Origin of the sequence: Citrobacter sp. 506 (genome assembly GCF_050434985.1) — a bacterium.
Classification (GTDB): Bacteria; Pseudomonadota; Gammaproteobacteria; order Enterobacterales; family Enterobacteriaceae; genus Citrobacter; species Citrobacter braakii.
On the sequence record NZ_JBNDJN010000002.1, the window covers coordinates 566,667 to 581,148 of the forward strand.

Sequence of the window (14,482 nt, forward strand, 5' to 3'; positions counted from 1 at the left end):
ACTTAGGTTTATTTTAGTGATTTTTCGCTGCAGATAGCGGCAGTTCTATGCGAAAACAAACGTTTTGCGCATGCTCATCAACCAGATACAGTTTGCCCCGCATACGGCGGATGCAATCTCTGGCAATGCTCAGCCCCAACCCGCTTCCTTTTACCGCCCCTTTTCGCTGATGGCTACCCTGGAAAAAAGGCTCGAAGATCATGGTCTGTTCTGCTTCTGGAATCGGTGTGCCGGTATTCATTACATCAATGTATACCATTGAGCCATGCAAACTGCTGCGGATCCAAATGTTACCGGATTCAGCGCCATAGTGCACCGCATTGGAATAAAGATTGTCCAGCACGCTCATCAATAGCATCGGTTCTGCCAGGCAGGCGTTCACCGCAAGCGCAACATCAGTATGTATCATTTTGGCGCGAGCGGGCAGGCTATGTGCAGAAACAACGCTTTCCACCAGCGGCGCGATTTCCACACGTTCAAGCTCAACCTCGTCATCCGCCAGCTTGCGGTTGTAATCGAGCAGTTGCTCAATCAGTTTTTGCAGGTTGCGGCTACTGTCATCGAGAATACCGACAACCTCTTTTTGCTCTGGCGTTAACGGCCCAACGACCTGATCGGCTAACAGCTCGGTACCTTCGCGCATGCTCGCCAGAGGCGTTTTCAGCTCATGAGACAGGTGGCGTAAAAACTGATGTCGTTGTGACTCCAGCCAGGAGAGACGTTCGCTCAGCCAGATAATGCGCTGCCCCACGGAGCGCAGCTCCCGGGGTCCCGTAAATAATACGCTATCGCCCAGCGAGCGCCCTTCCCCCAGACGATTGATCATTTTTTCTATGCCCTTCACCGGACCGATTATCATGCGGGTAAACAGCAACACCATCGCCAGGCTGACAAGAAACAGCACCAGCGCCTGCCAGCCAAAGAACTGCCCACGTTCGGCTATTTCCTGCTGTAGCTGCTGCCCACGAGAAAAGACGACCGTGCGCGTCGCTTGTACCATTTCAGTATTGGCACTGGCGAAAGCGTCCAGCCGCGCCGCCGCCACGCTATCAGGACCACTGTTGGTGCACTGTAACTGCGCGAGATCGTTGAGGTCCTGACGCAGTGCCTGATAAAGCTTGGTATCCGGCAACACGCCCGCATGCGCATCCAGCATGTCGCTGTAGCGTTTACGTTGGCTCTGGTAAACCTTAGCCAGCGTCGGGTCATCAAGCACACAGTATTGCCGGTAGCTACGCTCCATCTCCAGCGCGGCATTGGTCATCGCTTCGCTGCGTCTGGCGTCAATCAGCGTGGTTTGGTTCGTCAGCGCCGCCTGCGCGCTCAGGGCATTCAGACTTTGCCACGCCTGCCAGGCCAAAACTAACAACGGCAGCAGGATAAGCAAAAATGCCAACGTAACCAATTGACGTAAAGATCGGGGGAAAACAGACCAGCGCTTCAAGGCGTTACTCTCAATGGACAGGAATAGGTTGATGCTAACTGAGGGGAACGTCAGATACAACAAAGCCGGGATTAACCCGGCTTTGTTGTGGAATAAGGCGGTGCCTAACTCGACGTTTCGCCCGAAGGTTGATATGAGCGATGCTAATATCAGATGTTGGACGGCAGGCACCTTGTTGTGCGTCATTCGAAGTTTATGTAGCACGTCCCGAAGGGGCTGACATAAGAAGGTGAATGAGCCACTGGGCAATATTATGCAGCATCTGTGCCAATATTCAAAACACTTTATTAACACAATGATAAATATGGAAAATGTTCTTATTCATATGAAAAATGATTTTGGCTATTTTTCACCCTTACTGTCGCCAATCAGCAACACCCACAGCACTTAAAAAACAAATTCATTGTAAATCATATAATTAAATGTCTCTTTTTAGCGACAGCGTAACCCCGCCTATGTCGGGATTTCCCGACACTTAAACGCATTGTCGGATAGCGGCATACAAAATGACTGACAAAAAAAAGCCCCTCACGCAGAGGGGCTTAAAGGTTATCGAGCTGATTACCCGAGCTGTTTACGCGCGTTGCGGAAGATACGCATCCACGGGCTGTCCTCGCCCCAGTTTTCCGGGTGCCAGGAGTTGCTCACGGTACGGAATACGCGTTCCGGGTGCGGCATCATAATGGTGACGCGACCATTTTCAGTAGTAACGGCAGTAATTCCGTTCGGCGAACCATTCGGGTTAGCCGGGTAGGTCTCGGTCACCTTACCGAAGTTATCAACGTAGCGCAGCGCCACCAGTCCCTTACTCTCCAGCGCGGCCAGATGCGCGCCGTCACGCACTTCCACACGGCCTTCACCGTGAGAAACGGCAATCGGCATCATCGAACCAACCATATCGGCAAGCAGTAAAGACGGGCTTTGCGTCACTTCGACCAGGCTGAAGCGGGCTTCAAAACGATCGGAGTGGTTACGCACAAAGCGCGGCCACAGCTCGCTTCCCGGGATCAGTTCACGCAGGTTAGACATCATCTGGCAACCGTTACACACCCCGAGCGCCAGCGTTTGCGGGCGATGGAAGAAGGTTTCGAACTCATCACGGACGCGGTTGTTGAACAGAATCGACTTCGCCCAGCCTTCCCCTGCGCCGAGCACATCGCCATAAGAGAACCCGCCACAAGCGACCAGCGCCTGGAAGTTACCCAGACCGATGCGTCCGCCCAGCAGGTCGCTCATATGCACATCGATGGCGTCAAAGCCCGCACGGTGGAAGGCAGCCGCCATTTCGACGTGGGAGTTCACGCCCTGCTCGCGCAGCACGGCCACTTTTGGACGCGCGCCGGTAGCGATGTACGGGGCGGCAACATCTTCGTTGATATCAAACGACAGTTTAACGTTGAGGCCAGGATCGGCATCGTTGGTTTTAGCGTCGTGTTCCTGATCGGCACACTCCGGGTTGTCGCGCAGACGCTGCATCTGCCAGGTGGTTTCCGCCCACCACATGCGCAGCGTGGTGCGGCTTTCGCTGAACACCGGCTGACCGTTGGCGCTCAGGGTGAAACGGTCACCCGTTACCGCCTGGCCGAGATAGTGCACGCAATCTGCCAGGCCATGTTGTGCCAGCAACACCTCAACCGCTTCACGGTCAGCAGCGCGAACCTGGATCACTGCGCCCAGCTCTTCATTAAACAGCGCCGCCAGACGATCGTCACCCAGCGAGTGGATATCAGCGTCAATACCGCAGTGACCGGTGAAGGCCATTTCCGCCAGCGTAACCAGCAGTCCGCCGTCGGAACGGTCATGGTAGGCCAGCAGCTTACGCTGCGCGACCAGCGCCTGAATGGCGTCGTAGAAGCCTTTCAGTTGCTCAACGTTACGCACGTCGGCAGGCTTGTCGCCCAGTTGACGATAAACCTGTGCCAGCGCCGTCGCGCCCAGCGCGTTGTGACCCAGACCGAGATCAATCAGCAGCAGGGCGTTGTCTTCAGTAGAGAGCTGCGGGGTTATCGTGTGGCGCACGTCTTCCACGCGGGCAAAGGCGGTGATCACCAGCGACAGCGGCGAAGTCATTTCACGCTGCTCATTACCTTCCTGCCAGCGGGTTTTCATCGACATAGAGTCTTTGCCCACCGGAATAGTCAGGCCAAGCGCCGGACATAATTCTTCCCCAACGGCTTTTACCGCTTCGTACAGCCCGGCATCTTCACCGGGGTGACCCGCAGCCGCCATCCAGTTAGCCGACAGTTTAATGCGTTTGATATCGCCAATCTGCGTTGCCGCAATGTTAGTCAGCGCTTCACCTACCGCCAGACGCGCAGAGGCCGAGAAATCCAGTAGCGCAACTGGCGCACGCTCACCGATAGACATCGCTTCACCGTAGTAGCTATCCAGGCTTGCGGTGGTGACCGCGCAGTTGGCTACCGGGATCTGCCACGGACCAACCATCTGGTCACGCGCCACCATGCCGGTAACGGTACGGTCGCCGATCGTCACGAGGAACGTTTTCTCAGCGACAGTCGGCAGATGCAGCACGCGGTTAACCGCATCTGCAATCGAGATTTCGCCACGATTCAGGGCGTCGCCTTTGGCTTTCAGCGTCTGCACATCGCGGGTCATTTTCGGGGTTTTACCCAGCAGCACATCCAGCGGCATGTCGATCGGCTGGTTATCGAAGTGGCTGTCGCTCAGTGTGAGATGCTGTTCTTCGGTGGCCTCACCGATCACCGCATACGGCGCGCGCTCGCGCTTACACAGTTCGTCAAACAGCGGTAGCTGGTCAGCGGCAACCGCCAGCACATAGCGCTCCTGGGATTCGTTACACCAGATTTCCAGCGGGCTCATACCCGGCTCGTCGCTAAGGATATCGCGCAGTTGGAACTTACCGCCGCGACCGCCATCGCTTACCAACTCCGGCATGGCGTTAGACAGACCGCCTGCGCCAACGTCATGGATAAACAGGATCGGGTTCGCATCGCCCATCTGCCAGCAGCGGTCGATAACTTCCTGGCAACGACGTTCCATTTCCGGGTTGTCGCGCTGTACCGAAGCGAAATCAAGATCGGCATCAGACTGGCCGGAAGCCATAGAGGAGGCCGCCCCGCCGCCAAGCCCGATGTTCATCGCCGGGCCGCCGAGGACGATCAGCTTGGCGCCAACGACGATCTCACCTTTTTGCACGTGATCGGCACGGATGTTACCGATCCCGCCCGCCAGCATGATCGGTTTATGGTAACCGCGTAGCTCTTCGCCGTTGTGGCTGTTGACCTTTTCTTCGTAGGTTCGGAAGTAGCCGGTCAGCGCCGGACGACCGAATTCGTTGTTAAACGCCGCGCCGCCCAACGGACCTTCGGTCATGATATCGAGCGCGGTAACAATACGGTCCGGCTTACCAAAGTCTTCTTCCCACGGCTGTTCAAAGCCAGGAATACGCAGGTTGGAAACGGAGAAGCCCACCAGCCCGGCTTTCGGTTTTGCACCGCGACCGGTTGCACCCTCGTCGCGGATTTCGCCGCCGGAGCCGGTAGCCGCGCCCGGCCACGGAGAGATAGCCGTCGGGTGGTTGTGGGTTTCAACCTTCATCAGGATGTGGGCTGGCTCCTGATGGAAATCGTAGCGGCCGGTTTTGTGGTCGGCAAAGTAGCGGCCCACTTCAGAACCTTCCATGACCGCGGCGTTGTCTTTATAGGCAGACAGCACGTGGTCCGGCGTGGTTTCGAAAGTGTTTTTAATCATCTTGAACAGCGACTTGGGCTGCTGTTTACCGTCGATAACCCAGTCGGCGTTAAAAATTTTGTGGCGGCAGTGCTCGGAGTTAGCCTGCGCAAACATGTACAGTTCAATGTCGTTCGGGTTGCGTCCCAGTTTGGTAAACGCATCCTGCAGATAGTCGATTTCGTCTTCCGCCAGTGCCAGACCGAGACGCAGGTTAGCGTCGATCAGCGCCTGGCGTCCCTCACCCAGCAGATCAACACTGGAGACCGGCGCAGGCTGGTGATGGACAAACAGTTTTTCGGCATCGTTCAGCGCAGAGAAAACCGTTTCCATCATGCGGTCGTGCAGTTCGTCGGCAACCATCTGCCACTGCTCAGCGGTCAGCGTAGAGGCTTCTACATACCAGGCAATGCCACGTTCCAGACGGCTAATCTGTTGCAGGCCGCAGTTGTGGGCAATATCAGTCGCTTTAGAAGACCACGGGGAGATGGTGCCAGGGCGAGGCGTAACCAGCAGCAGTTTGCCTTCAGGGGCATGGCTGTGAAGAGCAGGACCATATTTCAGCAGGCGTACAAGCTGGGCGTGCTCATCCTCATTCAACGGTGCATTCAGATCGGCAAAATGGACGTACTCGGCGTAAATATTGTGGACCTGGAGGTTGGCAGCCTGAAAACGTGCCAGCAGTTTGTTAATACGGAATGCAGACAGTGCAGGTGAACCACGCAGAATTTCCATCATAAGTCTCTCGTCTTCTAAGCTTTCGGTGTGCCCAAGTGGGGGAAACGGGCGTCATTATAAAGAATCTACCGCGCCGACGAAACCGTTTGCGTCGAAATAAAATCACGACCGTCTCTTATCATCAAATGCGGTCTGGTTTCTGAATAAGTTGCCAACTGACGCAAGTTTAAGCAAAATGCCGCTCATTAATGACGACTTCACTTCTTAATCATCACCACAGCAGGCAGAGACAACGTACGGTTCAGAGAATTAACTAATTGAAAAAATTAAAGATTAATTATCTGTTCATCGGCATATTAACGCTGTTGTTGGCAGCGGCCCTCTGGCCATCTATTCCCTGGTTCGGTAAAACCGAAAATCGTATCGCCGCCATTCAGTCGCGGGGAGAACTGCGCGTCAGTACCCTCGACTCGCCGTTAACTTACGCGACCCTCAACGGTAAGAAATTCGGCCTGGATTATGAACTGACTCAGGCATTCGCCAACTACCTGGGCGTGAAGTTAAAAGTCACCGTGCGCCAGAACATCAGCCAGCTTTTTGACGACCTGGATAACGGCCATGCCGATCTGTTAGCCGCAGGCCTGGTATATAACAGCGAGCGGGTGAAAAATTACCAGCCAGGTCCGACCTACTATTCGGTTTCACAACAGTTGGTGTATCGGGTTGGGCAATACCGCCCGCGCACTCTTGCCACCGTGAACGAAAATCAGCTGACCATCGCCCCGGGGCACGTGGTGGTTAACGATCTCCAGTTGCTTAAAGAGAATAAATTTCCCGATCTGAGCTGGAAGGTGGATGACAAAAAAGGCACCACTGAACTGCTTGATGATGTTATCGCCGGGAAGCTGGATTACACCATTGCCGATTCCGTCGCCATCAGCTTATACCAGCGCGTACATCCTGAACTGGCCGTAGCGCTGGACGTATCTGACGAACAGCCGGTGACCTGGTTTAGTCGCCTGGACGATGACAACACGCTGTCTGCCGCCCTGTTGGATTTTTTTAACACCATGAATGAAGACGGCTCTCTGGCGCGGCTGGAAGAAAAGTATCTCGGACATGGCGATGATTTTGACTATGTTGATACCCGCACCTTTTTACGCGCCGTAGACAGCGTATTGCCGGACCTTAAGCCGCTGTTTGAGAAATATGCGCAGGAGATAGACTGGCGACTGCTCGCCGCAATCTCTTATCAAGAGTCACACTGGGACGCGCAGGCCACTTCCCCGACCGGCGTACGCGGGTTGATGATGCTGACCAAAAATACCGCTCAAAGTCTCGGACTTACCGACCGTACCGATGCCGAACAAAGCATCAGCGGCGGCGCGCGGTATTTGCAGGATATGATGAGTAAAGTGCCCGATACCGTCCCCGAAGGGGAACGCATCTGGTTTGCGCTCGCAGCCTACAACATGGGTTATGCGCACATGCTGGATGCACGGGCGCTGACCGTGAAAACCAAAGGCAATCCGAACAGTTGGTCCGACGTAAAACAGCGTCTGCCGCTGCTCAGCCAAAAGCCGTATTACAACAAGCTGACCTATGGTTATGCACGTGGCCACGAAGCCTACGCCTATGTGGAAAATATCCGTAAGTACCAGATTAGCCTGGTGGGGTATCTGCAGGAGAAAGAAAAACGGGCGCTTGAAACGCAGCAACTGGCGCAGGATTACCCGGCGGTGACGCCGGCAGAGCTAATAGGTAAAGATGAATTGCCGCTTTCGTCGTTTTTGTCTCAGACGTCGTCAAATTACCTGTCGCACTCCCCTTCCCTGCTGTTTTCACCGCAGAAAAAAGAGGGCAAGTAGCCCCGTAGGCCTGATAAGCGCAGCGTCATCAGGCAATCAGACCGGCATTTACAAATTGGCGTTTTTTTTCAGCGCTTTGATTTCCTGACGACGCATGCGGAAGAAATCACTGAGCAACGTGGCGCATTCATCCCGTAGCACCCCTTCGGTCACCTCCACCCGATGATTCATTCCAGGGTGATGCAATACATCCATTAATGACCCGGCTGCCCCCGTTTTCGCATCGCGCGCGCCAAAAACGACCTGACCGATACGGCTGTGCACCATCGCGCCTGCGCACATCACACACGGCTCCAGAGTGACATACAGCGTGGTATCCAACAGACGGTAGTTTTGCAGCACCAGGCCGCCCTGACGCAGCGCCATAATTTCAGCGTGGGCAGTCGGATCATGGTGACCAATCGGACGGTTCCAGCCTTCGCCAATCACGCGGTTGTTATGTACTAATACCGCGCCCACCGGGACTTCACGCTCATCCCAGGCGCGCTTAGCCAGCGTTAAAGCATGACGCATCCAGTATTCGTGGCTAAATTCAACTTCAGACAAAGGGGGTAACTCCAGTAATCAAAGCGGGCGCATTATACACAGACGCTATCGTTTACTCTATTCGAGTTGTTGCAGCTCTCCGCGCGGCGTGACGCGCCAGCGATGCTGGCAAAAAGAGAGCAGAGGATTGTCCTGATTACTGTCGCTGTAGCCACTGTAAAGCTGAAGCGGCGCACCAATGTGGCGTTCCAGTTGCGTCACTTTCTCATGGCCCAGACAGCGCAGAGGCAGCACCCACCCGCCGAATCCCCGCGCCATTTTACTGGCGATCAGATTGACTCGCGGTAGCCACGGCGTGTCGAAGTACACCTGCTCGACCAGCGACTGCGGGGAGCCAGTGATAAGCCAGATTTCGGCGTCAGAGCTTAACAGGTAGGTTGTCAGCCGCTGTTGCACGAGCGGAAAGGCCGTCACGTTACTGCGAAACCAGCGCACAAAGTCAGCCTGATGCCCTTTCAGACGCGCCTCGCTACGACCAAAAGTGCATCCCCACAACAGCAGGCTCATTGGCCAGCGGGCGGCGCGCCCTTGTATCAGCAGCGCCAGCGCAATCACCGGTAGCAGAGGCAGCACAAGCAACGCGTTCAGCGGCTGGCGACGCAGCAGATAACGTATAAAGCTACCGAACATATCCTGCTGGTGTAACGTGCCATCCAAATCAAAAAAAACAACGCGGCGCTGGTGATTGGTCAAACCTTATTCCTCTGGATCGTTGAACCCCAATAGCCAGGTAAACAGGAACCCGGCGATAACTGCTACCAGATAGCCTAACAGATAGAACATCACTTTTCCGGCAACAATCGTCAGTGCCAGCGGCAAACCGGAGATGCCAAAGGTGATAACCGTCGCCACCTTCCAGTAGCTAATCAGCGCCCCGCCTACCGCTCCGCCAAGGCAGGCACCGATAAACGGTTTACCCAACGGCAGCGTGACGCCAAAAATAAGCGGCTCGCCAATACCCAGCAGCCCGACCGGCAGCGCTCCTTTGATCACTTTCTTTAGCCGCGCATTGCGGGTTTTCATCAACACCGCTATCGCAGCCCCTACTTGTCCAACGCCTGCCATCGCCAGGATAGGAAAGAGCGCGTTATAACCGTGCGCCTGTACCAGCTCAACGTGGATGGGCACCAACCCTTGATGAAGTCCGGTGAGCACCAATGGCAGGAAAGTTCCCGCCAGTATGGCACCAACCAGGAAACCGCCGCGGTCGATAGCCCAGGATGCGCCGTGAGCGATAGATTCAGAAATCCAGCCTCCAAGCGGTTGTAGCGCCACAATCGCGATGGCCCCGGTAATGATGGTGGTCAGCAGCGGGTTAAGGATAAGCTCCAGCGATTCCGGCAACAGCTCGCGGAATTTGCGCTCGATCCAACACATCAGCGCAACCACCAGCAGCACTGCGATCACCCCGCCGCGCCCCGGCTGCAACGCTTCGCCAAACAGGGTAATCTGCGCCAGCTGCGGACTGGAGAGGATCCCCGCCATCACCCCGCCCATCGCCAGAGAGCCGCCGAAGACTTTGGCGGTATTCACCCCAACCAGAATATTCATGATGGCAAACACGGCGCTGCCAAATATGCCCATCAGCCCCAGCATATTCGGATAATGGGTCGCAAAATCCCCCACGATATCCGGTCGCTTAAGGATGTTAATAATGCCGGTAATCAAACCGGAGGCGATAAACGCCGGAATAAGAGGGATAAAGACGTTCGCCAGCTTGCGCAGCGCATCGCTCATTGGCGCTTTGTACTTCGCTTTGGCCTCTGATTTGGTGCGCTCGATATTATTCACATCTGCACGCTCGCCGCCACCGGCAATCAGGGAGCGCATGGCATCCACCACCTTGGCAGCTTTACCGGGGCCGACGATTATCTGATGCTGCGCGCCCTGCTTCACGTAACCGCTAACACCGGGCAGTTGCCTGAGACGGGGAATATCAATCTGATCGTCATCCTGAACTTCCACCCTGACGCGGGTCATACAGTTTTCCAGGCGCAGAATATTTTGCTCTCCGCCTACGCCCAGCAGAATGTCGCTGGCCAGCACCGCCGTCTTATCCATATACACCTCTTAGTGTTCTAACGCCGCGCGTAAAAAACCCTGGTGAGCGGCAAGCTTTTCACGGGCGGCAGCGGCATCCAGGCCGGTGAGCGCCATTAAAATCGCTGGCTTAACGTCAAAATCAGTCTGCTTTAACAGCGCTTGCGCCTGTTCACGCGCAATGCCGGTGGCTTCAACCACCATACGGCACGCCCGATCGACCAGTTTGACGTTGGTTGCCTGCATATCCACCATCAGGTTCTGGTACACCTTGCCAAATTTCACCATCGCACCGGTGGAGATCATATTGAGCACCAGTTTTTGCGCGGTGCCGGATTTCAGTCGTGTTGACCCGGTCAACGCCTCCGGTCCCACCACCGGGGAGATCGCAATATCCGCTTCATACGCGACAGGAGAATCCGGATTGCAGGAAATAGCCGCCGTCGTACAGCCCACCGAACGCGCATATTTCAGCCCGCCAATCACATACGGCGTGCGACCTGAAGCCGCCAGACCAACCACCAGATCCTGTGCGGTAAGGTTGAGTGCGCGCAGATCGTCTTCGCCTAACTGCGGGTTATCTTCCGCGCCTTCTACCGCCTTGAGCAGCGCGCCCGGCCCCCCGGCAATCAGCCCAACTACCAGACCATGCGGTACACCGAAGGTCGGTGGGCACTCAGACGCGTCCAGCACCCCAAGACGCCCGCTGGTACCTGCACCCATGTAAATAATGCGTCCACCGGCTTTTAGCGCGTTAGCTGCCGCATCGACCGCGCACGCAACTTGAGGCAGAGTTGCTTTTACTGCTTCCGCTACCAGCGTATCCTGTTGATTAAATCGATGAACCAACTCCAACGTTGAGAGCGCATCCAGATCCATGGTCTGTGGATTGCGGGTTTCTGAAACTAATGCACCGAGATTCATTTTTTGTTCCTTAGGAATTTTTAATTCATAATAATCTGTCATAATGGAATATTATATTCATCCAGGCGAGTGAAATTTTGTTTTGCAATCGCCATCACGTTTTCGCCAGGAGACAGCATGAACTGTTTAATTCGCATTCGTCAGCGTTACCCGGACCTCGCGCAAAGCGATAAAAAACTTGCGGATTATCTTCTTGCTCAGCCGGATACCGCGCGTCATCTCAGCTCACAGCAGCTGGCCTTTGAAGCAGGCGTCAGCCAGTCCAGCGTGGTGAAGTTCGCGCAAAAGATGGGCTTTAAAGGGTTTCCGGCGCTGAAACTGGCGATTAGCGAAGCGTTGGCCAGCAATCCCAACCCTCATTCCATTCCGGTGCATAATCAGATTCGCGGTGACGACCCCATGCGTATGGTGGGCGAAAAACTGATTAAAGAAAACGTGGCGGCGATGCATGCGACGCTGGATGTCAACAGCGAAGAGAAACTGATAGAGAGCGTCACGATGCTGCGCTCAGCCCGGCGCATTATCCTGACCGGGATTGGCGCATCGGGTCTGGTAGCGCAGAATTTTGCCTGGAAACTGCTAAAGATTGGGTTTAACGCGGTGGTTGAACGCGATATGCACGCCCTGCTGGCGGCGGTGCAGGCGCTTTCACCCAACGATCTGCTGCTGGCCATTTCGTATACCGGAGAACGCCGCGAACTCAACCTGGCTGCGGATGAAACGTTGCGCGCCGGAGCCAAAATTCTCGCCATCACCGGATTTACACCTAACGCCCTGCAACAGCGCGCAACTCATTGTCTGTACACGATTGCTGAAGAACAGGCCACGCGCAGCGCAGCGATTTCCTCTACCCATGCGCAAATGATGCTCACTGATTTACTGTTTATGGCGCTGGTGCAGCAAGATCTGGAGCATGCCCCGGAACGCATTCGCCACAGCGAAGCACTGGTAAAAAAACTGGTCTGAGCAAAGAATGCGCGTATAATGCCCGCCCGATTTGTGATGTTTTGAGAGTTTCCTGATGGCCCTGTTAATCACTAAAAAGTGTATCAATTGCGATATGTGCGAGCCCGAATGCCCGAATGAGGCGATTTCGATGGGTGACAGCATTTACGAGATTAACAGCGACAAGTGTACGGAATGCGTAGGCCATTACGACACACCAACCTGTCAGAAGGTGTGCCCGATCCCCAATACTATTTTGAAAGATCCGGCACATGTCGAAACGGAAGAGCAGCTGTGGGATAAGTTTGTACTGATGCACCACGCCGATAAGCTGTAACGTTGCCTGATGACGCTATGCTTATCAGGCCGATGAAACGTTAGCTCTCGATAATCACCGTGGCGCAGGCGTAGTGACGCTCATCGGCCAGCGTCACATGCATATGTGCGACGCCGAGTTTTTCCGCCAGTTTTAACGCCTCCCCCCATAACCGTAGACGCGGCTTACCGAGTTCGTCGTTAAAGACTTCAAACTGATTAAACGCCAGACCGTTGCGAATACCGGTACCAAAGGCTTTTGCTGCCGCCTCTTTGACCGCAAAACGCTTCGCCAGAAAGCGCACCGGTTGCTGATGCGTCTCCCAGATTGCCCACTCGTTGTCGCTGAGCACGCGTCTTGCCAGACGGTCGCCGGAACGGGAGATCACCGCTTCGATGCGGGCAATCTCCACGATATCCGTACCTAATCCCAGAATCGCCATTAGCCACGCGCTTCCAGCATCAGGCGCTTCATTTCGACTACTGCATCTTTCAGACCGCTCATCACCGCGCGGCCGATAATGGCATGGCCAATGTTCAACTCGTGCATTTCCGGGATCCGGGCGATGGCTTTAACGTTGTGGTACGTCAGGCCGTGCCCCGCATTCACCTTCAGGCCAAGGCTGGCGGCAAAGGTCGCCGCTTTGGCGATACGCGCCAGTTCGCTGGCCTGTTCAGCGTCGGTTTTCGCATCGGCGTAACAGCCGGTGTGAATTTCGATGTACGGCGCGCCGACTTCAGCAGCGGCCTTAATCTGTTCGTCATCCGCATCGATAAACAGCGAAACCAGAATGCCTGCATCCGCCAGGCGTTTGCAGGCATCGCGCATCTTGTCACGCTGACCCGCGACGTCCAGGCCACCTTCAGTCGTCACTTCCTGACGTTTTTCCGGCACCAGGCAGCAAAAATGCGGCTTAGTCTCAACGGCAATCGCCAGCATCTCTTCGGTTACCGCCATTTCCAGATTCATACGCGTATCCAGCGTCTGGCGCAAAATGCGCACGTCGCGATCGGTAATATGGCGACGGTCTTCACGCAGGTGCACGGTAATGCCGTCTGCGCCCGCCTGCTCAACGATAAACGCCGCCTGAACCGGGTCAGGGTATGCGGTGCCGCGTGCATTACGTAAAGTGGCAATGTGGTCAATGTTGACGCCTAACAGTAATTCGGCCATGGCAATCCATCCTCGTTAATCATTTTTTGTTTTTACTGCGCGTTTTGGCATAAATTGCCGGAACAGTTCCCGGCTTTTTAACGGCTTACCACCAAGATACGGCTTTAACGCCATGCGGGTAAAGCGTTTCGCGGCGCGAAGCGTATCAGCATCCGGAAATTCCCGCGATTCGAGTGCTTTCAGATGGCGTCCGGTAAAGGTGGCGTTATCAATCACTACGCTTGCGATAAACCCTTTTTCTTCCCGGTAACGATAGGTCATGGTGTCGTCCACCGGCTCGCCACTACCCGCACAGTGGGTAAAATCGACGCCGTACCCCAGATGTCCAAGTAAGGCCAGCTCAAAGCGACGCAGCGCAGGCTCTGGCGAACCCGTCGCGCCAGCCAGCGCCTGAATACAGTTCAGGTAGTCGAAAAAGAGTTCAGAAAAGCGGGTCTCATACTCAAGTACACGAGAGATAAGCTCGTTGATATACAAGCCGCTGTACAGTGTGATACCGCTAAGGGGGAGAGCCAGAGAAACGGCTTCGGCACTGCGTAAGGTTTTGACCTCACCACGTCCACCAAAGCGAAGCAACAACGGAGTAAAAGGCTGGAGCGCGCCTTTGAGATTAGAACGTTTGGAGCGCGCGCCTTTAGCCACCAGGCGCACACGACCCGATTCTTCCGTGAAGACGTCCAGCACGAGACTGGTTTCGCTCCAAGGGCGGCTATGCAGGACAAAAGCGCGTTGCCATCCTTCCATCATACCTGCCGTCTTTCAAGCTGCAGGTGTGTTGGCTGCGCCCACTCACCCCAGTCACTCACTTGAGTAAGCTCCCGAGGATCTGCGGTCTTG

At 55.2% G+C, this 14,482-nt stretch carries 12 protein-coding genes; 3 read left to right on the forward strand and 9 right to left on the reverse strand.

The genetic code is table 11. From position 1 onward, the window contains the following. Positions 1 to 13 precede the first annotated feature (13 nt). Positions 14 to 1,444 carry a two component system sensor histidine kinase QseE/GlrK gene (gene qseE / locus ABIE10_RS12760; protein WP_049282310.1) on the reverse strand — a complete coding sequence of 477 codons (1,431 nt, stop codon included), beginning with the start codon at positions 1,442 to 1,444 and terminating at the stop codon, positions 14 to 16. Between the two features lie 561 nt (positions 1,445 to 2,005). Then, positions 2,006 to 5,893, reverse strand: coding sequence for a phosphoribosylformylglycinamidine synthase (gene purL, locus ABIE10_RS12765; RefSeq protein ID WP_103766628.1), 3,888 nt, complete (start codon positions 5,891 to 5,893; stop codon positions 2,006 to 2,008). A 257-nt stretch (positions 5,894 to 6,150) separates the two neighbouring features. Here purL and mltF point away from each other — a divergent pair, with 257 nt between their 5' ends. Beyond that, complete coding sequence (mltF, locus tag ABIE10_RS12770) at positions 6,151 to 7,701, forward strand: membrane-bound lytic murein transglycosylase MltF (RefSeq protein ID WP_429155929.1); 1,551 nt, start codon at positions 6,151 to 6,153, stop codon at positions 7,699 to 7,701. A 48-nt stretch (positions 7,702 to 7,749) separates the two neighbouring features. Here the strand turns inward: mltF and tadA are convergent, their stop codons facing one another. The 4 genes from tadA to murQ are packed head-to-tail and all read right to left on the reverse strand — an operon-like array spanning position 7,750 to position 11,211. Next, the gene (tadA, locus tag ABIE10_RS12775) at positions 7,750 to 8,247 is read right to left on the reverse strand and encodes a tRNA adenosine(34) deaminase TadA (protein ID WP_019077403.1); all 498 of its coding nucleotides are present in this window, start codon (positions 8,245 to 8,247) and stop codon (positions 7,750 to 7,752) included. A gap of 57 nt (positions 8,248 to 8,304) precedes the next feature. Further along, a complete protein-coding gene (gene yfhb, locus ABIE10_RS12780; protein WP_016157167.1) occupies positions 8,305 to 8,940 on the reverse strand; it encodes a phosphatidylglycerophosphatase C in 636 nt (211 codons plus the stop codon). Positions 8,941 to 8,943: 3 nt separating this feature from the next. Then, on the reverse strand, positions 8,944 to 10,308 hold the full coding sequence (locus ABIE10_RS12785; RefSeq protein ID WP_016157168.1) for a PTS transporter subunit EIIC: 1,365 nt from the start codon (positions 10,306 to 10,308) through the stop codon (positions 8,944 to 8,946). A gap of 9 nt (positions 10,309 to 10,317) precedes the next feature. Next, entirely contained in the window at positions 10,318 to 11,211 is an 894-nt protein-coding gene (gene murQ / locus ABIE10_RS12790) for an N-acetylmuramic acid 6-phosphate etherase (protein ID WP_425135181.1), read from the reverse strand. A 117-nt stretch (positions 11,212 to 11,328) separates the two neighbouring features. Here murQ and ABIE10_RS12795 point away from each other — a divergent pair, with 117 nt between their 5' ends. Beyond that, a complete protein-coding gene (locus ABIE10_RS12795; RefSeq protein WP_016154045.1) occupies positions 11,329 to 12,177 on the forward strand; it encodes a MurR/RpiR family transcriptional regulator in 849 nt (282 codons plus the stop codon). 55 nt (positions 12,178 to 12,232) lie between these two features. Then, complete coding sequence (locus tag ABIE10_RS12800) at positions 12,233 to 12,493, forward strand: YfhL family 4Fe-4S dicluster ferredoxin (RefSeq protein WP_003037590.1); 261 nt, start codon at positions 12,233 to 12,235, stop codon at positions 12,491 to 12,493. A gap of 40 nt (positions 12,494 to 12,533) precedes the next feature. On the opposite strand, the gene acpS is transcribed toward ABIE10_RS12800, so the two are convergent. Genes acpS through recO form a run of 3 tightly spaced genes read right to left on the reverse strand, consistent with a single transcriptional unit; the run spans position 12,534 to position 14,389 of the window. Continuing rightward, positions 12,534 to 12,914, reverse strand: a complete 381-nt coding sequence (gene acpS / locus ABIE10_RS12805) for a holo-ACP synthase (protein WP_003037588.1) — start codon at positions 12,912 to 12,914, stop codon at positions 12,534 to 12,536. Next, positions 12,914 to 13,645 (reverse strand): pyridoxine 5'-phosphate synthase, encoded by a 732-nt coding sequence (gene pdxJ / locus ABIE10_RS12810; RefSeq protein WP_016157172.1) that lies wholly within the window; start codon positions 13,643 to 13,645, stop codon positions 12,914 to 12,916. Before pdxJ ends, acpS begins: the two co-directional genes overlap by 1 nt. Before the next feature lie 15 nt (positions 13,646 to 13,660). Continuing rightward, complete coding sequence (gene recO / locus ABIE10_RS12815; RefSeq protein ID WP_016154047.1) at positions 13,661 to 14,389, reverse strand: DNA repair protein RecO; 729 nt, start codon at positions 14,387 to 14,389, stop codon at positions 13,661 to 13,663. Between the last annotated feature and the right edge of the window lie 93 nt (positions 14,390 to 14,482).

Excerpts from the sequence above, each read along its gene's own strand:
- ABIE10_RS12800 (WP_003037590.1), top strand. The coding sequence starts at position 12,233 with ATGGCCCTGTTAATCACTAAAAAGTGTATCAATTGCGATATGTGCGAG.
- murQ (WP_425135181.1), bottom strand. The coding sequence starts at position 11,211 with ATGAATCTCGGTGCATTAGTTTCAGAAACCCGCAATCCACAGACCATG.
- recO (WP_016154047.1), bottom strand. The coding sequence starts at position 14,389 with ATGGAAGGATGGCAACGCGCTTTTGTCCTGCATAGCCGCCCTTGGAGC.
- acpS (WP_003037588.1), bottom strand. The coding sequence starts at position 12,914 with ATGGCGATTCTGGGATTAGGTACGGATATCGTGGAGATTGCCCGCATC.
- ABIE10_RS12795 (WP_016154045.1), top strand. The coding sequence starts at position 11,329 with ATGAACTGTTTAATTCGCATTCGTCAGCGTTACCCGGACCTCGCGCAA.
- ABIE10_RS12785 (WP_016157168.1), bottom strand. The coding sequence starts at position 10,308 with ATGGATAAGACGGCGGTGCTGGCCAGCGACATTCTGCTGGGCGTAGGC.
- pdxJ (WP_016157172.1), bottom strand. The coding sequence starts at position 13,645 with ATGGCCGAATTACTGTTAGGCGTCAACATTGACCACATTGCCACTTTA.
- purL (WP_103766628.1), bottom strand. The coding sequence starts at position 5,893 with ATGATGGAAATTCTGCGTGGTTCACCTGCACTGTCTGCATTCCGTATT.